The 25990-nt window shown below is 58.8% G+C and carries 18 protein-coding genes; 5 read left to right on the forward strand and 13 right to left on the reverse strand.

The window, feature by feature from the left end; genetic code table 11:
• Positions 1 to 11: 11 nt before the first annotated feature.
• The 11 genes from xylB to ACZZ0K_RS09675 form a co-directional block, all read right to left on the reverse strand.
• Positions 12 to 1508, reverse strand: a complete 1497-nt coding sequence (xylB, locus tag ACZZ0K_RS09625) for a xylulokinase (RefSeq protein ID WP_258706763.1) — start codon at positions 1506 to 1508, stop codon at positions 12 to 14.
• A 203-nt stretch (positions 1509 to 1711) separates the two neighbouring features.
• Complete coding sequence (locus ACZZ0K_RS09630) at positions 1712 to 3184, reverse strand: mannitol dehydrogenase family protein (RefSeq protein ID WP_463559084.1); 1473 nt, start codon at positions 3182 to 3184, stop codon at positions 1712 to 1714.
• Positions 3185 to 3199: 15 nt separating this feature from the next.
• Positions 3200 to 4303: an ABC transporter ATP-binding protein gene (locus tag ACZZ0K_RS09635; RefSeq protein ID WP_258706761.1), complete on the reverse strand. Its 1104-nt coding sequence runs from the start codon at positions 4301 to 4303 to the stop codon at positions 3200 to 3202.
• A gap of 164 nt (positions 4304 to 4467) precedes the next feature.
• Complete coding sequence (locus tag ACZZ0K_RS09640; RefSeq protein ID WP_016774872.1) at positions 4468 to 5298, reverse strand: carbohydrate ABC transporter permease; 831 nt, start codon at positions 5296 to 5298, stop codon at positions 4468 to 4470.
• A gap of 8 nt (positions 5299 to 5306) precedes the next feature.
• Positions 5307 to 6233, reverse strand: a complete 927-nt coding sequence (locus ACZZ0K_RS09645; protein WP_041480415.1) for a carbohydrate ABC transporter permease — start codon at positions 6231 to 6233, stop codon at positions 5307 to 5309.
• A gap of 156 nt (positions 6234 to 6389) precedes the next feature.
• Positions 6390 to 7700: an ABC transporter substrate-binding protein gene (locus ACZZ0K_RS09650; protein ID WP_056789755.1), complete on the reverse strand. Its 1311-nt coding sequence runs from the start codon at positions 7698 to 7700 to the stop codon at positions 6390 to 6392.
• A gap of 342 nt (positions 7701 to 8042) precedes the next feature.
• The gene (locus ACZZ0K_RS09655; protein WP_056789758.1) at positions 8043 to 8948 is read right to left on the reverse strand and encodes an AraC family transcriptional regulator; all 906 of its coding nucleotides are present in this window, start codon (positions 8946 to 8948) and stop codon (positions 8043 to 8045) included.
• Between the two features lie 88 nt (positions 8949 to 9036).
• The gene (locus ACZZ0K_RS09660) at positions 9037 to 9900 is read right to left on the reverse strand and encodes a PI-PLC domain-containing protein (protein WP_258706760.1); all 864 of its coding nucleotides are present in this window, start codon (positions 9898 to 9900) and stop codon (positions 9037 to 9039) included.
• 107 nt (positions 9901 to 10007) lie between these two features.
• A complete protein-coding gene (locus tag ACZZ0K_RS09665; RefSeq protein ID WP_258706759.1) occupies positions 10008 to 11312 on the reverse strand; it encodes a glycosyltransferase in 1305 nt (434 codons plus the stop codon).
• Positions 11313 to 11408: 96 nt separating this feature from the next.
• Positions 11409 to 14897 (reverse strand): M35 family metalloendopeptidase, encoded by a 3489-nt coding sequence (locus ACZZ0K_RS09670; RefSeq protein WP_258706758.1) that lies wholly within the window; start codon positions 14895 to 14897, stop codon positions 11409 to 11411.
• Between the two features lie 606 nt (positions 14898 to 15503).
• The gene (locus tag ACZZ0K_RS09675; RefSeq protein WP_095180108.1) at positions 15504 to 15863 is read right to left on the reverse strand and encodes a response regulator; all 360 of its coding nucleotides are present in this window, start codon (positions 15861 to 15863) and stop codon (positions 15504 to 15506) included.
• 264 nt (positions 15864 to 16127) lie between these two features.
• Here ACZZ0K_RS09675 and ACZZ0K_RS09680 point away from each other — a divergent pair, with 264 nt between their 5' ends.
• The 5 genes from ACZZ0K_RS09680 to ACZZ0K_RS09700 are packed head-to-tail and all read left to right on the forward strand — an operon-like array spanning position 16128 to position 22654.
• Positions 16128 to 19601: a response regulator gene (locus ACZZ0K_RS09680; RefSeq protein WP_258706757.1), complete on the forward strand. Its 3474-nt coding sequence runs from the start codon at positions 16128 to 16130 to the stop codon at positions 19599 to 19601.
• Positions 19601 to 20434, forward strand: a complete 834-nt coding sequence (locus ACZZ0K_RS09685) for a CheR family methyltransferase (protein WP_016774863.1) — start codon at positions 19601 to 19603, stop codon at positions 20432 to 20434. The genes ACZZ0K_RS09680 and ACZZ0K_RS09685 overlap by 1 nt, the downstream gene beginning before the upstream one ends.
• Complete coding sequence (locus ACZZ0K_RS09690) at positions 20431 to 21024, forward strand: chemotaxis protein CheB (protein WP_252876376.1); 594 nt, start codon at positions 20431 to 20433, stop codon at positions 21022 to 21024. Before ACZZ0K_RS09685 ends, ACZZ0K_RS09690 begins: the two co-directional genes overlap by 4 nt.
• On the forward strand, positions 21018 to 22232 hold the full coding sequence (locus tag ACZZ0K_RS09695; RefSeq protein ID WP_041480260.1) for a hybrid sensor histidine kinase/response regulator: 1215 nt from the start codon (positions 21018 to 21020) through the stop codon (positions 22230 to 22232). The genes ACZZ0K_RS09690 and ACZZ0K_RS09695 overlap by 7 nt, the downstream gene beginning before the upstream one ends.
• Before the next feature lie 44 nt (positions 22233 to 22276).
• The gene (locus ACZZ0K_RS09700) at positions 22277 to 22654 is read left to right on the forward strand and encodes a response regulator (RefSeq protein ID WP_056789776.1); all 378 of its coding nucleotides are present in this window, start codon (positions 22277 to 22279) and stop codon (positions 22652 to 22654) included.
• 43 nt (positions 22655 to 22697) lie between these two features.
• Here the strand turns inward: ACZZ0K_RS09700 and ACZZ0K_RS09705 are convergent, their stop codons facing one another.
• Both ACZZ0K_RS09705 and ACZZ0K_RS09710 read right to left on the reverse strand, forming a co-directional pair.
• Positions 22698 to 24368, reverse strand: a complete 1671-nt coding sequence (locus ACZZ0K_RS09705; RefSeq protein ID WP_150635167.1) for an ATP-binding protein — start codon at positions 24366 to 24368, stop codon at positions 22698 to 22700.
• Positions 24365 to 25867 (reverse strand): ATPase domain-containing protein, encoded by a 1503-nt coding sequence (locus ACZZ0K_RS09710; protein WP_056789781.1) that lies wholly within the window; start codon positions 25865 to 25867, stop codon positions 24365 to 24367. Before ACZZ0K_RS09710 ends, ACZZ0K_RS09705 begins: the two co-directional genes overlap by 4 nt.
• Between the last annotated feature and the right edge of the window lie 123 nt (positions 25868 to 25990).

A 25990-nucleotide genomic window follows, 5' to 3' on the forward strand; every position in this document is an offset into this window, starting at 1 on the left:
TTGTTTGCTCGTTATAGGGTTGCGACATGCTGTTGATAGCGTTCGTAAGCCTGCTGGAACGCCGCGACATTGGCGGCGATCGGCAGGGTTTCACTGCGCGCGTCGAGTTTGACGCAGCGTTCGCACAGATCGGCCAGGGACACATCATCGCCGTTCGAGCGCGATGCGCACCACGCCGCTTGAATCGCCGCACCCAGTGCGGCGGCTTCGCTTTGTTCGGTGCAGATCACCGGGGCGTTCATGATGTCGGCGACGATCTGCCGCCACACCGCGCTCTTCGAGCCGCCGCCGATCAGGCAGATGCGCAGGCTTTGTAAACCATTCTGGCGGAGCAAATCCAGCCCATAGCGCAAACCGAAGGTGGTGCCTTCGACAGCCGCGCGGCACAGATTGGCCTGGGTCAGATTGTCCATCGTCAGCCCGTGCAGGCTGCCGGTGGCGTGGGGCAGGGCGGGCACGCGTTCGCCGTTGAGGAACGGCAACATGCTCACGCCTTCGGCGCCGATCGGCGACTGCGCGACCAGTTCGTTGAAGGTCGGCAGATCGAGCCTGAACAGTTCGCGAATCGCACCGGTGGCGTTGGTCAAATTCATGGTGCAGATCAGCGGCAGCCAGCCGCCGCTGGAGGAACAGAACGTGGCAACCGAGGCGTCGGCGCTGACGTTCGGTGCGTCGGAGAACGCGTAGACCGTGCCGGACGAACCGAGGCTCATGGTGATCGCGCCGGGCTGGATATTGCCGGTGCCGATGGCGCCCATCATGTTGTCGCCACCGCCGCTGGAAACCACCGCGTTGGGGTTGATGCCGAGTTGCTCGGCGATTGCCGGGAGGAGAGTGCCGACGGCGGCGTGCGCGTCGATCAGCTCCGGCAGCGCGGTTTGCAAACGGCCGCTGGCGTCGATGTCGCGCAGGATCTGCACATCCCATTGCCGCGTGCGCACGTTGAAATAACCGGTGCCGGAGGCATCGCCGTATTCGCTGCAAGCGCGGCCGGTGAGCCAGTAATTGAGGTAGTCGTGGGGCAAAAGGATTCGGGCGATGCGTGAGAACACGTCGGGATGCTGCTCTTTGGTCCACAGCAGTTTCGACACCGTGTAGCCCGGCGCAATGACCACGCCGAGGCGTTCCAGCGAACCTTGCTCGCCGCCCAGTTGCGCGAGCAAGCGCTCGTTTTCAGGTGTGGTTTCGGTATCGCACCAGAGCTTGGCCGGGCGCAGCACTGCGCCTTGCTCATCGAGCAGGACCAAACCGTGTTGCTGGCCGGAGACGCCAACGCCGAGGATCGCCTGGCCGTCGACATTGGCGGCTTGCAAGGCCTGGCGGGTGGCGCTGACGAAAGCGTCGAGCCACTGTTGAACGTCTTGTTCGCGGCGGCCGTTGGCGCCACTGATCATCGTGTGCGGCGCTGCGCCCAGACCGAGCACCTGGCCGCTGCCGGCATCGAGGATGATCGCTTTGGTGCCTTGGGTGCCGCAGTCGATACCCAGGAAGAGCTTTGTTGTTGTCATGTATGGGCCTGTCAGATTGCGCTGAAGATCAAGAGCTACCCCCTCACCCCAGCCCTCTCCCCCATGGGGGCGAGGGGAAAAGGAGCAGATTTTCATGCCTTTCACACTCTGTATTCGACTCGGAATTTCAGGTCGATGAATAACGGAAGAACCACGCGGTCGGTTCCCTTTCCCTCCGGGAGAGGGCTAGGGTGAGGGGCTTTTCAGCCGAGCACCCGTTCCAGAGTCCCCGAAACCCCAACCTCGCGCAAACTCTGGCAGCACCACTCGAACGCTGCAACAAACTCCGCCGACTTCGGTATCGCTGTGCCGAAAATCTCTTCAACAGCCAGCAACCGCTCCGTGATCAACCCATCGTCCGCCACCAGCCCCTGGCAAAACGCCGCTCGCGGGTCCGGAATCGAATACGTATCGCCATTCTCATCCACGCCCTTCAAATACAGCCCCCACGCCGCCACGACCAGCGCTGCACGTTTGGTCTCGTGGCCATCGGCGATCAGCCGATTGATCGTCGGGACGGTGAACTTGGGAAACTTCGATGAGCCATCCGAACACACGCGCTCCAACTGATCGGCAATCGCCTGATTGGAAAACCGCGCGACCAGCGTGTCCTTGTATTCGCTCAGATCAATGCCCGGTACCGGGGCCAGCTGCGGCGTGACATCCAGATCCATATAAGCGCGCATGTAACGCACGAACAGCGGATCGTTCATGGTCTCGTGGACGAAGCGATAACCCTTGAGGAAACCCAGATAGGTGAGCGCCAGGTGACTGCCGTTGAGCAGTTTGATTTTCATCTCTTCGTACGGCGACACATCGTCGGTGAACTGCACGCCGACCTTTTCCCATGCCGGGCGGCCGTTGACGAATTTGTCTTCCAGCACCCACTGCACAAATGGTTCGCAGACCACCGGCCAGGCATCGTCGACGCCGTGTTTGTCGGCCAGTTGCAGGCGATGCGCGGTGCTGGTCATCGGTGTGATGCGATCAACCATGGCGTTGGGGAAACTGACGTTCTGGTCGATCCAGTCGCGCAGATCCGGCTCACGCAGGGCGGCGAAGGCCAGCAGTGCCTTGCGCGCGACCGCGCCGTTGTGCGGCAGGTTATCGCAGGACATCACAGTAAATGCCGGAACGCCCGCCGCACGCCGTTTGGCCAACGCGGCGCAGAGGAAACCGAACACGGTGCCCGGCGCCTCGGGCTGGGCCAAGTCGTGTTGAATCTGCGGCAGATGCGCCATGAACTCGCCGTTGCTGTCGTCGATGCAGTAACCGCCCTCGGTGATGGTTAGCGAAACGATACGGATCTGTGGTTCGGCGAGTTTGTCGATCAGCGTCTGGGCGTCATCTTCGGCCAGCAGCATGTCGCGGATCGCGCCAATGACGCGCACTTCGGTGTCATCGCTGTCGCCCAGCTCAAACAGGGTGAACAGGTAATCCTGCTCGCGCAGATCATCGCGGGCGCGGCGATCTTCCGGGCGTAGCCCGACGCCGCAGATTGCCCAGTCCAGCGCTTCGCCAGTGTTCATCAAGGCATCGGTGTAATACGCCTGATGCGCACGATGGAAACCACCGACGCCAATGTGGGCGATGCCCTGGAGTGTGTCGCCGAGGTCGTAGCCTGGCAGTTGCACCTGGGCGGCGAGGCGATTGAGGTTCTGTTGGTTGAGTTTCATCGGATAGTCTCGAAATCAGGCCGCAGCACGCAGCGGACGGGTCAGCGCCACACCTTCGGCATCGAACAGATGGCAGTGAGTCGGGTCCAGGCGCAGGCTCAATTGCTCGCCGTAACGGCTGGCCAGATCGCCGCGCACGCGCATGGTCAGGGCTTCGTCGGCGCTGGTGGTGACGTGGCAGAAGGTGTCGCTGCCAAGGCGTTCGCTGACGTCGGCAGTCACTTGCAACGTGCAGTCGCCGGGTTGCGCCAGTTCAAGATGTTCCGGGCGAATGCCCAGCGTGACAGCGCTGCCGACACTGAGGTTGGCGGCGTTGAGCGGCAGGGTGATGCGTGTGCCGGCGTCCAGCGAAACTTCGCAGCTGGCGCCGTCGATGCGGGCAATCTTGCCTTTGAGGAAACCCATTTTCGGCGTGCCGAGAAAGCCCGCGACAAACAGGTTGGCCGGGTTGTGATACAGGTCCAGCGGCGAGCCGACCTGCTCGATCCTGCCGCCATTGAGCACCACGACTTTGTCGGCCATGGTCATCGCTTCGACCTGATCGTGGGTCACATAAATCATCGTCGCTTGCAGGTCTTTATGCAGGCGCAGCAGTTCCAGACGCATCTGCACGCGCAACGCCGCGTCGAGGTTGGACAGCGGCTCATCGAAGAGGAAAATCTTCGGGTTGCGCACGATGGCGCGGCCGATCGCCACGCGCTGACGCTGACCGCCGGACAGCTGTTTGGGTTTGCGCTCGAGCATCGGCCCGAGTTCAAGAATGCGTGCCGCTTCGCCGACCTTGCGCTCGACCTCGGCTTTCGGCACGCCGGCCAGGTCGAGGGCGAACGACATGTTCTTTTTCACGGTCATGTGCGGGTACAGCGCGTAGGTCTGGAATACCATCGCCAGATCACGCTTGGCCGGGCTGACTTCGGTGATATCGCGGCCATCGAGTTCGATGGTGCCGCCGCTGACCTCTTCAAGGCCGGCGATCAGGCGCAGCAGGGTGGATTTGCCGCAGCCCGACGGGCCGACGAAGACCACGAATTCCTTGTCGTTCACTTCAAGGTCGATGCCCTTGATGATGGAAAAGCCTTCGAAGCCTTTTTGCAGATTCTTGATTTTCAGGTTGGCCATGAGATGGGCCTCCGCAATTTATTATTGGGTTAAACCAGATCGGCTTTTCTGTGGGAGCGAGCCTGCTCGCGAAGGGGCCGTGTCAGTCGACATCAGGGTTGAATGACACTCCGCTTTCGCGAGCAGGCTCGCTCCCACAGGGGATAGGGTTGGATTCGGGATGGTCATTTCACGGCACCGAACGAGAGGCCGCGTACCAGTTGCTTCTGGCTGATCCAGCCAAAGATCAGAATCGGCGCACAGGCCAGGGTCGAGACCGCCGACAACTTGGCCCAGAACAATCCTTCGGGACTCGAATACGAGGCGATCAATGCGGTCAGTGGTGCGGCATTCGATGAGGTCAGGTTCAGCGACCAGAACGCCTCGTTCCAGCACAGGATCAGCGACAGCAGCACGGTAGAGGCGAGGCCGCCCTTGGCGATCGGCAGCAGCACGCGGACCATTTCCTGCCACAACGTCGCACCGTCGAGGCGGGCGGCTTCGAGGATGTCTTTGGGAATGTCCTTGAAGTAGGTGTAAACCATCCAGACCACGATCGGCAGGTTGATCAGCGTGTAGATCACGATCAGCGCGATGCGCGTGTCGAGCAGGCCGAAACTCTTGGCCAGCAGGTAGATCGGCATCAGCACGCCCACCGGCGGCAGCATTTTGGTCGAGAGCATCCACAGCAACGTGCCTTTGGTGCGCTGGGTTTCGTAGAACGCCATCGAGTACGCCGCCGGCACCGCGATCAACAGACACAGGGCGGTGGCGCTGAAGGAGATCACCACCGAGTTCCAGGCGAAGCTGAAGTAGTCGCTGCGCTCGTTGATGTGCAGGTAGTTCTCCAGCGTTGGCGTGAAGATGAACTGCGGCGGCGTGGCGAAAGCGTCGATTTCGCTCTTGAAACTGGTCATCACCATCCAGAAGATCGGGAAGAAAATCACGATCGCGATGGCCCAGGCCAGCGTGCCGAGCAGCAGGCTTTGCAGGCGGCGGGATTGTTGGAGCGTCATGGCAGGCCTCACGCTTTGTCAGTCAGGTTTTTGCCGATCATTCGCACCAGAATGATCGCGGCGATGTTGGCGATGACCACGGCAATCAAACCGCCGGCCGAAGCCATGCCGACGTCGAACTGCACCAGCGCCTGGTTGTAGATCAGGTAGGCGAGGTTGGTCGAGGCGTAGCCGGGGCCACCGTTGGTGGTGGTGAAGATTTCGGCGAACACCGAGAGCAGGAAGATCGTTTCGATCATCACCACCACAGCAATCGGCCGCGCCAAATGCGGCAGGGTCAGGTGCCAGAAAATCGCGATCGGGCCGGCACCGTCCAGGCGCGCAGCTTCTTTCTGTTCCTGATCCAGCGACTGCATGGCGGTCATCAGAATCAGGATCGCGAAGGGCAGCCATTGCCACGAAACAATGATGATGATCGACAGCAGCGGGTAGTGCGCCAGCCAGTCCACCGGTTGCGCGCCGAACAGCTTCCAGATGTAGGCGAGGATCCCCGAGACCGGGTGGAAAATCAGGTTCTTCCAGATCAACGCGCCGACGGTGGGCATGATGAAGAACGGCGAGATCAGCATCACCCGCACCAGACCGCGACCAAGAAATTCGCTGGCCTCCAGCAACGCGCTGATCAATACGCCGAAGACCACGCTGATCAGCAACACGCTGCCAACCAGCAGCAATGTATTGGTCGCGCCGGGCATGAAACCCGAATCAGTGAGGAAATAGGTGAAGTTCTCCAGCCCGACGAATTCATTCTCGCCGGGGTAGAGCAGGTTGTAGCGGATCATCGAAAAGTACAGGGTCATGCCCAGCGGCACGATCATCCACAGCAGCAACAGCGCCACCGAAGGACTGACCAGAAACCAGCCGGGATTGCGCACGCGCAGCTTGCGCTGCGGTGGCGACAGGTCGATGTGGGCTTTGGCAGTTGAAGTATTCATGGCATTCACAACCGAGTCATACAGACCTATGGAGATCCCCATGTGGGAGCGAGCCTGCTCGCGAAAGCGCCGGATCAGTGTCATGTGTGTTGGCTGACACGACGCCTTCGCGAGCAGGCTCGCTCCCACAAGAGGCAGGAGCAAGGCATTCAGCGGTTACTTGGGATAACCCGCGCGCTTCATCTCGCGTTCCGTGGTCTGCTGCGCCGCCGCCAGCGCCTGATCCACCGTGGTCTGGCCGATCAGGGCTGCCGAGAACAGCTTGCCGACCTGGGTGCCGACTGCCTGGAATTCAGGAATGGTCACCAGTTGAATACCAATGTACGGCACCGGTTTCAGCGTCGGTTTGCTCGGGTCAGCGGCTTTCAGCGATTCCAGCGTCACTTTGGCAAACGGCGCGGCGCTCATGTAAGCATCGCTGTAGGTCGAAGCGCGGGTGCCCGGCGGCACGTTAGCGATGCCATCGGTCTTGGCAACCAGTTCGCCGTACTCTTTGGACGTGGCCCAAGCACTGAAGGTTTTTGCTGCGTCCTTGGCCTTGGAGCTGGTCGGAATCGCCAGCGCCCACGAATACAGCCACGCCGAGCCTTTATCCGTGACTTGATGCGGAGCGAAGGTGAAACCGACGTGATCGGCGACCTTGCTCTGGGTCTTGTCGGTGACGAAGGAACCGGCGACGCTGGCATCGACCCAGATCGCGCATTTGCCGCTGTTGAACAGGGCGAGATTTTCGTTGAAACCGTTGCTGGATGCGCCTGGCGGGCCGGATTTCTTCATGGTGTTGACGTAGAAATTCAGCGCGTTTTTCCACTCCGGGCCGCTGAATTCCGGTTTCCACTGCTCATCGAACCAGCGTGCGCCATAAGCATTGGCGACCGTGGTGACCAGCGCCATATTCTCGCCCCAGCCGGCCTTGCCGCGCAGGCAGATGCCGTACTGCTCTTTGTCTTTGTGGGTGAGCTTTTCGGCAAACCCGGCGATCTCTTCCCAGGTCGGCCGCTCCGGCATGGTCAGCCCGGCTTCCTTGAACAGGTCGGTGCGGTAATAGGTGATCGAACTCTCCGCGTAAAACGGCAGCGCATACAGCGAACCCTTCACCGACAGGCCTTCGCGCACCGACGGAAAGACATCGTCGAGGGCGTAACTGGCCGGCAGGTCCTTCATCGGCTCCAGCCAACCCTTGCCGCCCCAGAGTGCCGCTTCGTACATGCCGATGGTCAATACGTCGAACTGGCCGCCCTGTGTGGCGATGTCGGTCGTCAGGCGCTGACGCAGGACGTTTTCTTCCAGCACCACCCAATTGAGCTTGATGTCCGGATGCTCGCTCTCGAAGGTTTTCGAGAGTTTCTGCATGCGGATCATGTCGCTGTTGTTGACGGTGGCGATGGTCAGGGTCTGGGCGCCAAGGCTGACGCTGCTGAGGGTCATGCAGGTGAGAGCGAGCAGAGCTTTTGCAGTGGGTTGCATCGTGCACTCCTTTTCTGACACCCGACGGGGCAGAAGGACAGTTATTGTTTTTGTGTCTTCCGAATGCAGGAAGAATCTGCGCTGATTACAGCCTTCCACGGCGGAGCTGACAAATCATCCCTAGCACTTTTGTTGATACTTTTTTGCACTGGGGTTTGAGCGGGTGAACGCAGGGAAGGGGTTTTGCGCGAGGGGGCGTTAGCGAATGCGTACAGATTTCGCCAGCCGGGGCACGGTTTTTTGTGGGAGCGAGCCTGCTCGCGAAGATGGTGTGTCAACCGCAGGATTTTTCACAGACAGACCGCTTTCGCGAGCAGGCTCGCTCCCACAGGTGGCGTGTCGTCAGAGATGGTTCTGTTCAGTCAGCCGCTGCACCGCCAGCCGTCGATAGTGCGACGGCGTCATGCCCTTGAGTTGCTGGAAGCGTCGATTGAAGTTGGAAATATTGTTGAAGCCCGACTCGAAGCACACCTCGGTCACCGGTTTGTCACCATCGGCCAGCAGCTCACAGGATTTGCTGATGCGCAGGCGATTGACGAATTCGATGAAGTTGCGCCCGGTGGCCTGCTTGAATACCCGGCTGAAATAGGTCGGTGTCATGCCCAGGTGCTCGGCCACTTCTTCCAGAGAGATGTCCCGCGCGTAGTGGCTGAAGATGTAGTCGACCGCGCGGTTGGTGCGGTCGATGTTGTGTTCGTCGGCCAGTTGCGGCGTGGTGGCACCGGACAACAACTGGAAATCATCACTGGCCGCGAGCAATTCCATCAGGATGAAAAAATGCCCGAGGCGAGTGATGCCGGTGCTGTCGGCGATCCGCTGCATCAGTGTCATGGCCTGACGGATCGTGCGCTTGCAACGAAATTCGATGCCGTACTGCGCACGCTCAAGCAGTGGCGCCAGGGATTTCAGCTCAGCGAACACCTGGTGCCCGCTCTCGAACAATTCGTCGGTGAAGTTGACCAGCATGTCGCGCTTCTCCACCACTTCATCCTCGGCGACCTGGCTGATCCAGTTGTGCGGCAGGTTGGGACCGGTCAGAAACAGGGTTTCCGGATAGAAGTTGCCGATGTAATCGCCGATGAACACCTTGCCGGAGCTGGCCACGATCAGGTGCAGCTCGTACTCCTTGTGGAAATGCCAGCGCACCAGCGGGCAGGGGAAGCCGTGCTGGCGGTAGATGATGGACAAACCGTTATGGTCGTCCATCAATTCGTAGGAAGGGTCGGTCACGCGAGCGGTTCGGGTCATGACGGGGCACTTTTTTATTATCGCTGCGCGATCATGCCTCGTTTTTTGCCATTTGTGCCACTTCCGACCGGCCGTCCGTGGTGACCGCTCAGCTGAGCTTGTCGCGTGCCTTTTGCAGGTTGGCCATTTGGCAGAAACGCACGATGTTGGAATTTTTGATGAAGTCGAAATTGATAATGTTGCACTTGCGCGCCCAATCGGATTTTTCCGGGTCGAACCACTCGTCAAGACTGTCGAGGATCCGCTGTGGGCCGCCGAGTGTGTAACTGGTTGCCGACAGCGACCATGGGCGGAGCGTACTGACAGGTGTGCTCAGTACGTTGTCTATGTAGCCATAAAGATCCGAGGTGCTGACCTGTGATTTGCCGATCCACTTGTGATTGATTGGTCTGTAGAAGCGAAAGTCTTCGCTTTCCCAGGTCATCGGCGCGGCCACCATAATGCGTTGCAATGGGTTGATGACTTTCAGTTGGCCAATTGTCAGATGCAGATTGTCGGTGGGAATGATCCGTTCCCCAAGGTGTTCCAGCAAAGCTGTTTTGAATTCCTCATGGTTGAATGGATCTGTAGCGCTGGAAAGTTCATGAAAGTCCAGAATGATAAACTCATTCGGGCTTCTTTCATAAAACCCCTTAACGTCCCTGATCAGGTCTTCAAGCGTTCGCGAAGAGTTGAATCCATTGTGGTGGAAACGGAATCTCGCCAGTTGTTTCGCCTTGCTGTTGTATACAAGGCGAACATCAAGTGCGCGAGCGCCGCGATTCAACTGCGAATAAAAGGAAACGTCCTGGCAGGCAAGCCAGTTTTTCCCGGGAATAAGGGCGTAAGACGCTTCCCAGTCACAACCGGCGTTATGCGCGCCGGGCAGGGTCATTTCAAATAACGAAAGATTATCGATTTGTGGTGAATAAGCCATCCATTGATGGGTTGGTATATCGTCGAAGTTTTCCATGTTGCACATCCTGCGAAGTGGTTAGTAAGTTGCGCGCAGGATGTTTATAAGCATGTTCGTGCTATTGCGAAAGTTGGCTTTTAATGCAAGTCATGTAATTGATGTAATCAGCGCTCTGTTGGGCTCAACTGGTTTTTGGCTTCGATCCATTGAGCCATGTATTGAGTGCTTTTGAGTGTGTGATGTCGCAACATGGCGCCGGTGAAGTTGTCGTTTCTAAGTTGTGCCAAGTGTTGTCGGCAATCATCTATCCGGTTGATCAGACGCGGGCCATGTACGCTGCGCTGATAACGCTGCTGCAAAAGTGCCGAAGCGTGAATCTGCGCCTGCTGCCAGCGCGCCGGATTTTCGTACAGTTGCACCGCCTGTTCGGCAAAGGTGTTTGCGTCGAGGGCGACGGCTCCCGGCCACGGAGCGTCGCCGTGCATGGCTTCGGCGCCGATCGGTGTGGTCACACTCGGCGTGCCACAGAGCATGGCATCGAGCAGTTTGCCCTTGATTCCCGCGCCGAAGCGCAATGGCGCAAGGCAGACTCGCGCTGCCGACATCACTTCAAGTGCATCTTCGGCCCAGTCCATGATGTGAAAGCCTTGGGCCGGGTTGTGCAGTGCGGTGGCTTTGGGCGGCGTATAGGCGCCATAGATATACAGTTGCGCGCGAGGCAGGCGCGCGCGGATCAGCGGCCAGAGCGTGGTCTTCATCCAGAGCACGGCATCCCAGTTCGGCGCGTGACGGAAGTTGCCAATGCTGAGGAAATGCTCCCGCTCTTCGAAACCTGGCGGGGCGGTGTCCGGAAGATCAATCATCAACGGACACCAATGCAGGATTTGCCGAGGCAGGCCGAATTGCTCCACCAGCAGGTCGATCTCGACTTCGGAAATCATCAGGTTCAAGTCGCAGCGATACAGCGCAGCGATTTCCCGTTTGGCCAGATCGGTGCCGGCCATCAACTGGAATTCTTCGTGCAATGCCGGTGCAAACAGCTCGGTGAAATCAGTCTGCTCGTCGTTGCTTTTCAGCCGGTCCTTCAGGCGCTGATGACGCGCATGCCGCAGGCTTTGCAGGTCGGAAGTTTCCAGGAGGCGCAGGGCGTCCGGGCAGTGTTTCTCCACACGCCAGCCAAACTGTTCTTCCATCATGAACTGATCGAACAGCACGATATCTGGTGCCAACTCGCTGATGAACGTGTCGAAACTGCTGTTGTTGAGCTCGATCGAGACTTCGCGAATGCCCAGCGCCGTCAGATCAGCCTTGTGTTCACCCGGGCCGGCCGGGCTGCTGAAAGTGATGTCCCATCCCTGATCGAGAAATGTCTCGAGGATCTGCATGACATGCCCGCTGGCCGCCGATGAGCGCGGTTCTGGCCAGACGTAGCCGATGACCAGAACTTTGGTGGTACGCGAATGGCTCACGACTGATCCTCTGACCCATGGAAGAAAAAAGGGCGCAATTAAACCACAGCGAAGTGATTGAAATGCACCCTGTCCACCGACCAGCCGTTTCAGCGCTTAAATGACCGGTTTGGCGAGATTGAGCAGCAACGGCCCTTGCAGAAACTTGCCGGCAGCGGTGTTGCGCACGGCATTGTCGATAGTCTTCACATTGAAGCTCAATATGGCCGGACGCGTTTGCGCTTGATCGAGCAGGGACACCGCAAGCATGTACGACTCAGCGTTGGCCAGGGCCGGATGGTCCTGGACCAGTTTCGGCAGACTGGTTTTTACCTGGTTGAACTCGACGAATCCCGGTCGGTGCGCCAGAGCGTGATGTGGATTGATCAGGTTGTCCGGATGCGCCTTGCGCGCGTCCCGAGCCAGCTCCAGCAGTCCGACCGCATCGAATTCCGCCTGATGCAACTCCGGGTAGACCTTGCCGTAGTACAGGTCGAGGGTGTCCGGGCCACCGTGGGACATTTCGTGAATCAGCACGTCGGCGACGCTGCCGTCGTCGTAACGCGACAACTTGTAAAACTCATCGAGATTGTCCGGATAAATCGACAGAAACCGGCCTGCGGACTCATCGATTTTTTCGCCGGTGCGCAGCGCTGTCTGCCAACGCTTATAGGCCGGTGGCGAAAGCGAGGCGATCACGCCGGGTTGATGCGGGCGGAACGTCACATTGCTGAAGCTGATCGACTCGAGATCCTTGCGCATCGCGCTGAGATGTTTCGACACGTGCTGTGCCACTTCATCGGAATCGTTACCGAACACATGCTTGAGCACCGCGCGAATGTCGTCGTTGGAAGACAGTTGCGACAGCGCGTTGATGGAGTTGTCCAGCTTGGTCCGGGCGCGGGGAATGGCTTTTTTCAGATAACCGCGGGTGTAACTGAATGGCTTGAAGCGGCCGAACAGGCGCTTCAACGGGGCGAAATTACCCAGGTCGAGCAGTTTCAGGCGCGGGCCCCAGGCACCGCCGGTGCGGATGCTCAGCGCATGCCAGTCCTGGTTGCGTTCCTGCACTGCGATGTCGATCGCCTCGCCAAGCGCGTCGGCGCCTCGCCAGGTCGCCTGACGCACATCGCCGGTGTGGGAGAGCCTGAGCCAGTCCCGACTCTCGACGCCATGGATCAACCTTTTCAATTGCACGCTGGCGGTGTGCGCGGCGTCGAGCGCGGTTTCGCCGGCAAAGACCACGCCGCGTTTGACCAGACGAAAACCTTTGCGGGCGAGGGCGGGCAAACCGTCGAGCGGGTTGATCAGCGACACGGCCGCTCGGGCCACGGCTTTGGCGACTTTCAGCAGTTTGAGCGTGGTCGACCCGGTCTTGGCGATGATGCTCGCTGCCGACGCGCCAAGACCGACCAGCAGGCCGATGACCGACAGGCCATCCAGAATGCAGCCACCAATGCCTTCGGCGACACGGTCGGTGCGTCCGGAACGAATGTCTTCAATGCACTGTTTGAACGGCACGATGACGTTGATTGCCAGGTTCTCGACGATCTCCCTGGTGTCACGCCATTCTTCCAGGCCGTTGCGCACATCCAGTGCGGCATACAACTCTTCGCGGCGGGCGACAGGATGGTTATCCAGTACGCATTGGGCGATCTCATCCAGTTGCGCAGAAAAGAACAGCGGAACCGCGCGCACATCAGTCTCTTGCAGTTGCAACTGCCAGAGCTTCTCCACCACTACTTTGGAAGTCATGCCCTGGCGTGGTTCGCTGCCTTCGCGGTAGGCGGCGTAATCGAGGGGCCACTCGCTGGCTTTGTTCTTGTCCTGAAAATCGTACTTGCTGCCAGTGTATGAAAGGGTCGGCCGTTGATGAATGAGACCGGTGTCTTGCAGCTTGAGGGCCAGGTCCGGACGCTCGTAGCAAACGCCGCGCAGCGTGAACAATTCGTAAGCGCGCAGCCGATCACCGTTGTCGCAGCAAAGAATGATCCCGTAACGCCCGTTTGCCTCATCTCGCTGGATTTGCGTTTCTTGCTGCGGATTCAGTGGGTTGACCTCCTTCCTGACGGTGTAGAAGGTCATTTGGCCGCTGGTCAAAGCCTGACGATCATGCTCTGGCATCTGCGTGATCGCCATTTTGATCAGGGACGATAGACCCTCGCGCACGTTCCGGTAGTAACGATCAAACGCCTGGTCAAACAGTTGCGACGGCGATTGCAGTTCGGCCAGGCGGGTGAAGGCATCGGCCGGGGGGTGGAAGTTGTCGCGGGTCTTGAATTTGTCCGAAAGTTGCCCGTCTTCAACCAGATCGCCGGAAAGATACAGATCGAGAATCGACAGGCGTAGGCGCAACAGGCCGTTGATCGCGTATTGGTTGTTGTCAGTGGCGCTGGCGAGGAAATTCCAGAACTCGGTGAGAATTCCCGCCGGATGCGCAGCCTTCAACCCTTCGAGCCAGCTACGTTCGCCGAAACTGTCCAGGTACTTTATTTCGAAGGCCGGCTGTTCGAGATAGGCGCCGGCGGGCATCACTTGCTCCAGCGCACGCAAAGCGATTTTGCGCCGGTCCGGTGGCGCGGTGGACAAGCCTGTTTCAGACTGGGCCAGAGCCTCCATGTAACGCGAGAAATACGCGCTGGCCTTGATCACCGTGGTCTTGTCGTAGTCTTTGTCGCTGCGGTAAGGGATGACTCCGTTGAGTACCGCCCAGTCCACCACCGCCGGGATCGCCGCCGCTTCGTACAACTTGTCGAGCTCACCGGAAACCGGGGTCAGCTCGGAAAACGCCTTGAGTTGTGCAAACGTCATTGCACGCGAGCTGCCAGGTGCGGCGTGCTCGACCACGGCAGCGCTCTGGCGCGCAGTTACCCAGCCTGGCTTGTCCAGCGTGAGCCCGGGCGGGATCTGGTCGATCAGCAACTCCGGTGCTGCACCCGCGATCAATAGATGCGCTGCCAGTGGCGCGTTGTGCGCTTCGCTCAGGCCCAGATCAACCAGATGCTGTTCGAACAGGACGCGTACTTCGGCAGCGCTGAGTGTGGAATTCGCCGGTTGATAGAAGTCATAGCCGGCGACAAGAGGCTGATCGGAGCGCAATTGCATGTCGATGATCAGCGCAGCGATGACTAACTCATTGACCTGGCGTTCGCGCACGTCCGCGTTATTGGCTTCCAGATGCCAGCCAAGGCGTGCATGCAGGGTTTCTCCCAGGGCGCGAGCGGTTTTTCGCCTCAGGAAGTTGTGCAGGAACTTGTCCGCGTTGTCGCGTATGTCCTGTGCCGGAATCAGGTTGAAGTTGGCGAACGCCAGTACCTGCAACAGGCTTGTCGCACCTTGGGTCAGCTCATGCACTGTCTGGGTTATGACTTTGCGGTTCGCTATCGATAAATGAAACGGTGACGACTCATCGGCGTGGAGCAATTCGTGGTAGTCGCCCAAGGCGGGTGGCTCGGGCAGTTCGAAGGTCAGCCATTCAATCAGTGCCCGGGTTTCGGCAATGTTCGTCGGCACGTCATAACCGTTGAACTTCAACCATTGCACTATGCCAATCACTTGGCCGGAATAAACGACGCCGCCGATGTTCTTCGCCAAATCGGCGAGCATATCGAGTTCTTCGGAAAACACCGAAACTTCAGCATTGTCCAGTGCAATGCTGAAACGATGGGATTCGAACTCTGAGTCATAAACAACGAGAACTCCGGCGCTGGTATCCACTGCTAGTTGAATATCAGCTGAAAAAGAATGGTTGCGTAACAGCTGCGCAAACTCCGGGGTTGCAATTAAATTTTTCAAGGCATTGCGTGCTGGTTCACAGCGTTCGTCAAAACTGCTGCCGATGACCCGGGGTATGAAGCGATCTTGCACATTAAATACAGTGGCGACCGGCAGCGAGGCGCTTGCCGAGTAACTGTCGGCCGAGACTTCAAACTCAGTTGCCTTAAGGGCTTCAACAAGTAACTGAACAATAAGCGCGCGTTCCTGTTTGTCAGAAGCGGAGCAATCGACGGCGGCAGGCACGTCGGAAGAAATGAACTGCATGGGCACTATCCTGAATGAGTATCGAAAGTTCCCTGGCTGTATTTCGTTATTTATTAACGCGGCCAAAGATGATTCAGGATAGAGCTGGCAGGTTAAGCAATGGCAGTGTTAGTTAGTTGCTGATTATTTTCGGATGTGACAAGTTGCATCTGCGACGGGCATTTATCAGGTTTATTTCAGAATGCCTTTAACTTTGTCGCGCAATTGATCGATGGAGAATGGCTTGCCGATGACATGCATGCCATCGGGTACTTCGAGACTCTCGGCATAGCCGCTGGCGAACAGGATGGGCAGAGCAGGGCGCAGCTGACGGGCCTTTTGAGAGAGTTCGCGGCCATTCATGCCAGGCAGGCCGTAGTCGGTCATCATCAAATCGATGGCTTTGCCAGGATCCGCAAGGATTTCGAGTGCCGCGTTGCCGTCATCAGCCTCCAATACCGTGTATTCCAGCTCCTCCAGCACATCGACGATAAGCATGCGCACGATGGAGTCGTCTTCTACGACCAGGATAGTGGATGGAGTGGCAGACATGGCAGGACTCTCAGAAAAATGAAATCGGGGGATACCGGGCAAGCGAATTTGCCGGACTCTTGCATGAGTAAGTGGCGCATAGCCACAAGTTCCCGAGCTGATACAAAAAGAACAGGTCAGTGTGGTGCGGCAAGGATAACCGTTGGCGTCGTCCAATGCGCAGGTGTGCGTAGGAAAATGCCATCATTTGTGTGAGAAAAATGGATCCATGGCGGGGTTTTGGGGCAAACTCTCGGGTTTTCAACAGTTCGACAAGGCTGCCCCATGTCCTCTCCGTCCTCGGTTGATGAACAACGGTTCCGCAAACTTCTGAGTCGCAACGTCAGCCTGCCGCTGGGCGTCGGCGTGCTCAGTGCGGTGTTTTTCGTCTCACTGATCACCTATTTGCTGTCCGTCATCCAGTGGGTCGAGCATACCGACCGGGTGATCAATAACGCCAATGAGGCGGTGAAACTCACTGTCGATCTCGAAACCGGCATGCGCGGCTATCTGCTTAGCGGTGACGAGCACTTTCTCGACCCGTACGAAGTTGCCAAGCCGCGTATCGACGTCGCTCTCAATACGTTGCTGGAGCTGACCGCCGATAATCCGGTGCAGACCGACCGCTTGCGTCGCCTGCAAGCGTTGCAGGTGGAATGGGCCAACTACGCGCAATCGATGATCGACCTGCAGCGCAGCAGCGGCGATTATCGCGGTGCGGTCAAGGCCGGGCGGGGCAAGCGACTGACCGACGAAATTCGCAAGCAGTTCGAAGACGTCATCGAAACCGAGCAAGTGCTGCGCGCCACGCGCAACGAGGATGTGCGTCGCACCACCATCTGGAGCATCACTCTTTATCTGATTTTCATCGTTGGTATCAGCGGTTTGCTGGCCTACATCGGCCGCCGTGACCTGGTCAATCTGTCGACCAATTACAGCGCCAACCTCGCGGCGCAACAGGCCAGCGCCGAACGCCTGGAGAAGCAGGCGTGGCTGCGCAACGGCCAGACACAATTGGCCGAGCAGGTGCTGGGGCAACTGACGCTGAACCTGCTGGGGCGCAACATTCTGCAATTCTGCGCGCAATACCTCGGCACAGCCGTCGCTGCGCTTTATGTGCGCGAAGAACATGGCGGCCTCAAGCGTGTGGCGACTTATGGCTTCTCCCGCGAGCAGGAAGAACTGAATCAAACGATTTACAGCGGCGAAGGCATCGTTGGCCAAGTCGCAGAACAAGCACGCCTGATCCGTCTCGACGCGGTCCCTGGCGACTATTTCAAAGTCAGCTCCGGCCTCGGCGCAGGCCTGCCGCACAGTGTGCTGGTGGTGCCTACCAGTGATGATGACCGCGTCAATGGCGTGATCGAACTGGGTTTCCTGCGTCCGCTGTCCGAGCGCGACATCGAGCTGCTGGAGCTGATTGCCGGCAACATCGGCACCTCGATCGAAGCGGCGCGTTACCGTCAACGCTTGCAGGAAGTGCTCGCCGAAACCCAGCAGCTCAACGAAGAACTGCAAGTGCAGCAGGAAGAGCTGAAGACCGCCAACGAAGAGCTGGAAGAACAGTCGCGGATTCTCAAGGAATCCCAGGCGCATCTGGAAACCCAGCAAGTGGAGCTGGAGCAGACCAACGAGCAGCTCGCCGAACAGCGCGATGCGATGGACAAGAAAAACACCGAGTTGAATCAGGCGCAGATTCAACTCGAAGAGCGTGCCGAAGAGCTGCAACGCTCGAGCAAGTACAAGTCCGAATTCCTCGCCAACATGTCCCACGAACTGCGCACGCCGCTCAACAGTTCGCTGATTCTGGCCAAGCTGCTGGCGGAAAACCCGCAGCAGAATCTGTCGGCGGAACAGGTCAAGTTTGCCGAATCGATCTATTCGGCCGGCAACGATCTGCTCAACCTGATCAACGACATCCTCGACATTTCCAAGGTCGAGGCCGGCAAACTCGAAGTAATTGCCGAAAACACCCGCGTCGATCGTCTGGTCGACGGCTTGCGCTCGATGTTCGAACCGCTTGCTGCCGACAAGCACCTTGCGTTCACCGTCGAGGTCCAGCCGGACGCACCGGGCTTGCTGTTCACTGATCGTCAGCGTCTGGAGCAGGTGATCAAGAATCTGCTGTCCAACGCGATCAAGTTCACCGAGCAGGGCGCCGTCAGCCTGAGCATCACCGCGCAGCCGAATGATCACATCGCTTTCAGCGTCAAGGATTCCGGGATTGGTATCGCAGCCGATCAGCAGGAAAGTATTTTCGAAGCGTTCCGTCAGGCGGATGGCACCACCAACCGCAAATACGGCGGTACCGGCCTTGGCCTGTCGATCTCGCGGGATCTGGCGACGTTGCTGGGCGGTTCGATCAGCGTCGACAGCGTGCCGGGGCAGGGCAGCACGTTCACCCTGGTGTTGCCGCGTCAGTATCACGAATTCGGCGAAACGCCGGCCGCGCCGCTGACTTTTCATACCGCGCCTGCGGTGGCTACACCAGTGGCCGTTGCGGCACCGCTGGCGTCAGCGATTCCGGCTGTCATCCCGCGCTTCGCCGACGATCGCGACAAGGCACCGTTCGCCACGCGCTGCATTCTGGTGGTGGAGGACGAGCCGAACTTCGCCCGTATCCTCTATGACCTGGCACATGAGTTGGGTTATCAGTGTCTGGTCGCCCACGGCGCTGACGAAGGTTATGACCTGGCCCGCGAATTCGTCCCGGATGCGATCCTGCTCGACATGCGCCTGCCGGATCACTCCGGTCTGACTGTGCTGCAACGTCTGAAAGAACGCGCCGAAACCCGGCACATTCCGGTGCACGTGATTTCCGTGGAAGACCGCGTCGAGGCTGCCATGCACATGGGCGCCATCGGCTACGCCGTGAAGCCGACCACCCGCGAAGAGCTCAAGGACGTCTTCGCTCGTCTCGAAGCCAAGCTGACGCAGAAGGTCAAGCGCGTGCTGTTGGTCGAAGACGACGATCTGCAACGCGAAAGCATCGCGCGGCTGATTGGCGACGAAGACATTGAAATCACTGCAGTCGGCCTGGCCCAGGACGCCCTGGAATTGCTGCGCACGACCATCTACGACTGCATGGTCATCGACCTCAAGCTGCCGGACATGCTCGGCAACGATCTGCTCAAGCGCATGTCCACCGAGGACATCTGCTCGTTCCCGCCGGTCATTGTCTACACCGGCCGCAACCTGACCCGCGATGAAGAGGCCGAGCTGCGCAAGTATTCACGCTCGATCATCATCAAGGGCGCGCGCTCCCCGGAGCGGTTGCTCGACGAGGTCACACTCTTTCTGCACAAAGTCGAATCGCAGCTGTCCCATGAACGACAGAAGATGCTCAAGACCGCGCGCAGCCGCGACAAGGTCTTTGAAGGTCGCAAAGTGCTGCTGGTGGACGACGATGTGCGCAACATCTTCGCCCTGACCAGTGCACTGGAACACAAAGGCGCAGTCGTGGTGATCGGCCGTAATGGCCGCGAAGCGATTGAGAAACTTCATGAAGTCGAGGACATCGATCTGGTGCTGATGGACGTGATGATGCCGGAAATGGATGGCTTCGAAGCCACCATGGAAATCCGCAAGGATCCGCGCTGGCGCAAGTTGCCAATCATCGCGGTAACGGCCAAGGCCATGAAGGACGATCAGGAGCGCTGCCTGCAAGCGGGCGCCAACGATTACCTGGCCAAGCCCATCGACCTTGATCGTCTGTTCTCGCTGATACGTGTGTGGTTACCGAAAATGGAACGCATCTAGTGGAACGCAGCAGTTCAGCCGAGCGCAACAGCGAAATCGAATTACGCTTGTTGATCGAGGCGATTTACCTGAAGTACAGCTATGACTTTCGCGACTACTCCGGCGCTTCGATCAAGCGCCGGGTGCAGCACGCGCTGAGTCAGTTCGAGTGCGCGACCATCTCGGCCCTGCAAGAGAAAGTCCTGCACGACCCGACGGCGTTCATGCAGCTGCTGCAACTGCTGACGATCCCGGTCAGCGAGATGTTCCGTGATCCTTCGCACTTCCTGGCGATCCGCAACGAAGTGGTGCCGCTGCTGCGCACCTATCCGTCGCTGAAGATCTGGATTGCCGGCTGCAGCACGGGCGAGGAGGTCTATTCGATGGCGATTCTGCTGCGCGAAGAAGGCCTGCTCGACCGCACAATCATCTACGCCACCGACATCAACCCGCGCTCGCTGGAGAAGGCCAAGCAAGGGATTTTCTCCATGGAAAACGTCCGCGCCTACACTGCCAACTATCAGCAGGCCGGCGGTCAGCGTTCGTTTGCCGATTACTACACCGCAGCCTATGGCTACGCGATTTTCGACAAGAGCCTGTGCGAGAACGTGACGTTCGCCGACCACAGCCTGGCCACCGATAGCGTGTTCTCCGAAACCCAGTTGATTTCCTGCCGCAATGTGCTGATCTACTTCAACAAGAAGCTGCAGGACCGGGCGTTCGGGCTGTTCCATGAATCGTTGTCGCATCGCGGCTTTCTGGTGCTGGGCAGCAAGGAAACCCTGGATTTTTCCAATTATTCGAACCAGTTCGAGGCGTTGGTCAAACAAGAACGGATCTACCGCAAATCATGAATGACACCCCGAGCCTGCCTCGCATCGAGGCTGTCGTGATCGGCGCCTCCGCAGGCGGTGTCGAGGCGCTGCTGACCCTGCTCGGGCCATTGCGCAAAGGCTATGTGCTGCCGATCATCATCGTTTTGCATCTGCCGGAAGAACGCCGCAGTCATCTGGCCGAAGTGTTCTCCCGGCGCCTGGCGATGCCGGTCAGAGAAGCCGAAGACAAGCAGGACATTGAAGCCGGCACGGTGTATTTCGCCACGCCCGGTTATCACTTGTCGGTCGAAGCGGATCGCAGCTTGTCACTGAGCCTGGAGGACCGCGTACATCATTCGCGGCCTTCAATCGATTACCTGTTTGAATCCGCCGCTGACGTTTACGGCGAGACACTCGCCGCTGTCCTGCTGACCGGCGCCAATCACGATGGCGCGCGCGGGCTCGCTTACGTCAAGCGTGGCGCCGGCCTGACCATTGTTCAAGACCCCGAGGATGCACAAGTCGCCACCATGCCCCAGGCTGCACTGAACGTTCTGCAGCCGGATCATGTCCTACCCATTCACGGCATCGGCCGTCTGCTAGTCGAGCTGGAACGAATCGCATGCTGAGTAATATCCAAGCCAAACTGTTGATCGTTGACGATCTGCCAGAAAACCTGCTGGCGCTGGAAGCGCTGATCAAGCGCGAGGATCGCACGGTCTACAAGGCTCTGTCGGCGGACGAAGCACTGTCGCTGTTGCTGCAGCACGAATTCGCCATGGCCATTCTCGACGTGCAGATGCCCGGCATGAACGGCTTCGAACTCGCCGAGCTGATGCGCGGTACAGAGAAGACCAAGAACATCCCGATCATCTTTGTCAGCGCTGCCGGCCGAGAACTCAACTACGCGTTCAAAGGCTATGAAAGCGGTGCGGTGGACTTCCTGCACAAGCCGCTGGATATCCATGCGGTGAAGAGCAAGGTCAACGTTTTCGTCGATCTGTATCGCCAGAGCAAAGCGATGAAGCAGCAGGTCGAGGCGTTGGAGCAGGCCCGGCGTGAGCAGGAAGCGCTGCTGCAACAGCTGCAAAGCACCCAGCTGGAGCTGGAGCAAGCGGTGCGCATGCGTGATGACTTCATGTCCATCGTCGCCCACGAGGTGCGTACGCCGCTCAATGGCCTGATTCTCGAAACCCAGTTGCGTAAAATGCATCTGGCGCGAGACAACGCCTCAGCGTTCACCCTCGACAAGATGCAGGCGATGGTCGACCGCGATGAGCGGCAGATCAAAAGCCTGATTCGCCTGATCGAAGACATGCTCGATGTCTCGCGAATCCGCACCGGCAAACTGTCGATCCGACCGAGTCGTTTCGATCTGGTGCAACTGGTCAGCAATCTCCTGCAGAATTTTGCCTCGCAAATGGAAGCGGCAGAAACCAGCGTTTCCTTCGAGGCATCGGCGCCGGTAGAAGGTTGCTGGGACGAGTTCCGCATCGAGCAAGTGGTGTCCAATCTGCTGACCAATGCCTTGCGTTACGGTGGTCGCAGCCCGATTCAGGTGCGCGTCTATCGCGAAGATGACGAGGCCCGGGTCGAGGTACAAGACCACGGCATCGGCATCAGCGCCGAGAACCAGAAGCGTATTTTTCAGCAGTTCGAACGGGTGTCCGCCAAGACGGTGGTGGCCGGGCTCGGGCTGGGTCTGTTCATTTCCGAGCAGATCGTCGCCGCCCATGGCGGCTCCATCGTCGTCGAGAGTGAAATCAACGAGGGCGCCCTGTTTCGCGTTTGTCTGCCGATCCAGGAAAACGGCATATCCGACGCAACCTCTGAGTGACCACACGGTCGTATCAGCAGCTATTGACCGAACAAAGGCTTCCCATGAGCGTAGATGCGCAAGATGTAGTACTCGTCGTCGAAGACGAACCGGTTATCTTGATGGTCCTGACGGATTACCTGTCGGGGCAGGGCTATCGCGTGTTGCAAGCGGAAAATGGCGAGCAGGCTTTCGAGATCCTCGCCAGCAAACCTCATCTCGACATACTGATTACCGATTTCCGCCTGCCGGGCGGGATCTCCGGCGTGCAGATTGCCGATCCGGCGGTGAAATTGCGACCGGACCTCAAAGTGATTTTCATCAGCGGCTATCCGCAGGAAATCCGTGAGACCGGCAGCCCGATTACCAACAGCGCACCGATTCTGGAAAAACCGTTTGATCTGGATGTGTTGCAGGAAAAGATTCAGGAGTTGCTGGCCTGATTCTCATGCAGGAGCTGCCGAGCCTTCGGCAGCTCCTATAGATTCAGCTATTGATCATCTCCCGCACCTTGGCGGTGAGCAGATCAAACGTGAATGGCTTGGTGATCATCTGCATTCCCGAGTCGAGGAAGCCACCGCGCACCGCCGCGTGCTCGGCATAACCGGTGATGAACAACACCTTCAGACCCGGTCGGTATTGCCGACCGACTTCTGCCAGTTGCCGACCGTTCATGCCCGGCAGACCGACGTCGCTGATCAGCAAATCGATGCGTTGCGTCGAATTGAGAATCGGCATGGCGCCGTCGGCATCACCGGCCTCTACGAACGCGTAACCCAGCTCACTGAGCACGGCGCTGACCAATACGCGCACCGCAGGGTCGTCTTCAACGATGAGTACGGTTTCGCCATCCATCGCATACGGAGCCTGCTGCGAATCCGAGACGGGAATTTCTACTTCCTCACCCCGGAAACGCGGCAGATAGAGTTTTACCGTGGTGCCTTCATCGATTTCACTGTCGATCGACACATGCCCACGCGACTGCTTGCTGAAACCATAGATCATCGACAGTCCGAGGCCGGTGCCCTGGCCGATCGGCTTGGTGGTGAAAAACGGATCGAACGCACGGCTGACCACGCTCTGCGGCATGCCGCTGCCATTGTCAGTGACGCTGAGCATCACGTAATCGCCTGGCTCCAGATTGCTGTACGCAGCCGTGAATTCGCGATGCAGCACCTGATTGCTGGTTTCCACCACCAGCTTGCCACCCTCGGGCATCGCATCACGGGCATTGATCACCAGGTTGAGCAGGGCGCTTTCCAGTTGATTGGGATCGGCCTCGGCAACCCAGAGATTGTCGTCCAGGCGCATTTCCAGATGAATGCTTTCATTGAGGCTGCGTTGCAGCAGCTCGCCCATCGACAGCACCAGCGTGTTCATTTGCACGGCTTTCGGGTCGAGTGACTGACGGCGCGAGAACGCCAGCAGACGGTGAGTCAGGCCGGCGGCGCGGTTCGCTGACGTCACACCTAGATCGATCAGGCTGTCGAGGTCTTCCGTGCGGCCTCGGGCCAGACGTCGACGCAGCAATTCGAGACTGCCGATGATGCCAGTGAGCATGTTGTTGAAGTCGTGAGCGATGCCGCCAGTGAGTTGGCCGACCGCTTCCATTTTCTGCGATTGGCGCAGGGCTTCTTCGTTGTGGCGGAGTTGTGCGGTGCGCTCTTCGACTTGCTGCTCGAGGGTCTCCAGAGTCGATTGCAGGCGTCGTTCGCTTTCACTCAGGTCGATCAGCCGATCGCGCGCTTCATATTGTCGTCGTCGCCCACGGAGCGCGGCGGAGACCAGGCTGACCAGCGTCGCGGGATGGAAGGGGCGCTCGAGAAACGTCACGTTGCCCAGCAGGGTGCTGAGGCGCGACGGAGGGCCTTGTTCATCGCCGCCATGATGAGTCAGCAGGACAATTGGCATGTCCGACCACGCGGGCTGCTGGTCAAGGTAGGCGATTAGCCCTTCCAGTTCAGGTCCGCGCAGCGCTTCAGCAGCAATCACCAGCAGTCCGGCACCGACCTCCAGCTCGGTGCACAGAGCGCCGAGATTCGGCGCCACCATGCCGCCGTAGCCGGCTTCGTTGAGGATCATCAAAGCGATCTGGCTGTCGCGACCCATGGGCGCCAGCACCAGCACTCGCTCGGCCAACGGCGTGTTGACCGTCACAAGCTTTCATCCTCAAGCAATGGATTGCTCGCTCCCATGTAGGTCGGCACGCCACGCAGCACGCCCTGGAAGGATTCCAGCGGTTGGCCGATGGTCATGCCATGCGAGGAGATCCGGTATTCACGGATGGTCGACTCGTGGTTGCCGGTACGTTTCTTGATAATCGAGATCGCCCGGCGGACTTTGCCGAGGGCTTCGAAGTAGCGCAACAGAATCACCGTGTCGGCCAGGTAAGTGATATCGACCGGCGCCTGCATATCGCCCACCAGGCCGTGCTGGGCGACCGTCATGAAAGTCGCCGCGCCTTTGCGGTTCAGGTACAGCAACAGCTCGTGCATGTGCAGCACCAGCGCGTTTTCTTCCGGCATCGCCGCTTGATAGCCGTTGATGCTGTCGATTACCACGGTTTTGATACCCAGCTCATCGACGCAACGCCGCACGCGATGGGACAACTCACCGGGAGACAATTCGGCGGCGTCTACTTGTTCGATCAGCAGATTACCGGTGGCCTGCAAGGCTTTGAGGTCGATACCGAGATGACGCATGCGTTCGAACAGCAGGCCCAGCTCTTCATCGAAAATGAACAGCGCGGCTTTTTCGCCTCGAGCCACCGCTGCGGCGGCGAAGATCATTGAGATCAGCGATTTACCGGTACCGGCCGGGCCGAGAATCAGCGTGCTTGAGCCGGTCTCGATGCCGCCGCCGAGCAGGGCGTCCATTTGCGGTATGCCGCTGGACAGCTGCAGACGTGGGTAGTCGCCGCGATGTTCCGCCGCTACCAAGCGTGGAAAAACATGGACGCCGTCGCCCATGATGGTGAAGTCGTGGAAACCGCCACGGTATTTCTGCCCGCGATACTTGACCACTCGAACGCGCCGACGCTCAGCGCCGTAGCTCGGTGTCAGCTCTTCAAGACGAATCACGCCGTGGGCGACACTGTGCACGGTCTTGTCGAGGGACTCGGTGGTCAGGTCGTCGAGCAGCAGGACGGTGGCGTCGTAGCGCACGAAGTAATGCTTGATCGCCAGAATCTGCCGACGATAGCGCAACGAGCTCTGCGCCAGCAGACGGATCTCCGAGAGACTGTCGAGCACAACGCGAGTCGGCTTGAAACGTTCGACCACTTCGAAAATCTGCCTGGTCGCCTCACCCAGTTCAAGGTCCGAGGAATACAGCAGACTTTGCTGGTGTTCGGCATTGAGCAGGCTTTCGGGCGGTGTCAGCTCGAAGATCTTGATGTTTTCGTTCAGCTCCCAACCGTGGGAGAGCGCACCTTGACGCAGTTCTTTCTCGGTTTCCGAGAGAGTGATGTACAGGCAGCGTTCCCCGGCCAGCGCACCGGCGCGCAGGAAATGCAACGCCACGGTGGTTTTGCCGGTCCCGGGTTCCCCCTCGAGCAAAAACACATGGCCGCGAGACAAGCCACCGGCAAGGATGTCATCCAGACCTACAATGCCGACGGCGGCCTTTGCACTGATCAACTCGTTTGATGTAGTCAAAAAACGCCCTCTTATGACTAGGGTAATCCGGCGGCTGGCTAGAGTGAGCCGCCTGAGTAACTTGACCTCACGGCGTGTTCACGGTTCCGCTTTTCTTGGACGGGCGGCCAATTGAGTCCGCCC

Source organism: Pseudomonas sp. AC255, assembly GCF_979258175.1.

Excerpts from the sequence above, each read along its gene's own strand:
- ACZZ0K_RS09670 (WP_258706758.1), bottom strand. The coding sequence starts at position 14,897 with ATGCTCGCCGATTTGGCGAAGAACATCGGCGGCGTCGTTTATTCCGGC.
- ACZZ0K_RS09700 (WP_056789776.1), top strand. The coding sequence starts at position 22,277 with ATGAGCGTAGATGCGCAAGATGTAGTACTCGTCGTCGAAGACGAACCG.
- ACZZ0K_RS09640 (WP_016774872.1), bottom strand. The coding sequence starts at position 5,298 with ATGACGCTCCAACAATCCCGCCGCCTGCAAAGCCTGCTGCTCGGCACG.
- ACZZ0K_RS09690 (WP_252876376.1), top strand. The coding sequence starts at position 20,431 with ATGAATGACACCCCGAGCCTGCCTCGCATCGAGGCTGTCGTGATCGGC.
- ACZZ0K_RS09655 (WP_056789758.1), bottom strand. The coding sequence starts at position 8,948 with ATGACCCGAACCGCTCGCGTGACCGACCCTTCCTACGAATTGATGGAC.
- ACZZ0K_RS09630 (WP_463559084.1), bottom strand. The coding sequence starts at position 3,184 with ATGAAACTCAACCAACAGAACCTCAATCGCCTCGCCGCCCAGGTGCAA.
- ACZZ0K_RS09635 (WP_258706761.1), bottom strand. The coding sequence starts at position 4,303 with ATGGCCAACCTGAAAATCAAGAATCTGCAAAAAGGCTTCGAAGGCTTT.
- ACZZ0K_RS09650 (WP_056789755.1), bottom strand. The coding sequence starts at position 7,700 with ATGCAACCCACTGCAAAAGCTCTGCTCGCTCTCACCTGCATGACCCTC.
- xylB (WP_258706763.1), bottom strand. The coding sequence starts at position 1,508 with ATGACAACAACAAAGCTCTTCCTGGGTATCGACTGCGGCACCCAAGGC.
- ACZZ0K_RS09695 (WP_041480260.1), top strand. The coding sequence starts at position 21,018 with ATGCTGAGTAATATCCAAGCCAAACTGTTGATCGTTGACGATCTGCCA.
- ACZZ0K_RS09660 (WP_258706760.1), bottom strand. The coding sequence starts at position 9,900 with ATGGAAAACTTCGACGATATACCAACCCATCAATGGATGGCTTATTCA.
- ACZZ0K_RS09675 (WP_095180108.1), bottom strand. The coding sequence starts at position 15,863 with ATGTCTGCCACTCCATCCACTATCCTGGTCGTAGAAGACGACTCCATC.
- ACZZ0K_RS09645 (WP_041480415.1), bottom strand. The coding sequence starts at position 6,233 with ATGAATACTTCAACTGCCAAAGCCCACATCGACCTGTCGCCACCGCAG.
- ACZZ0K_RS09680 (WP_258706757.1), top strand. The coding sequence starts at position 16,128 with ATGTCCTCTCCGTCCTCGGTTGATGAACAACGGTTCCGCAAACTTCTG.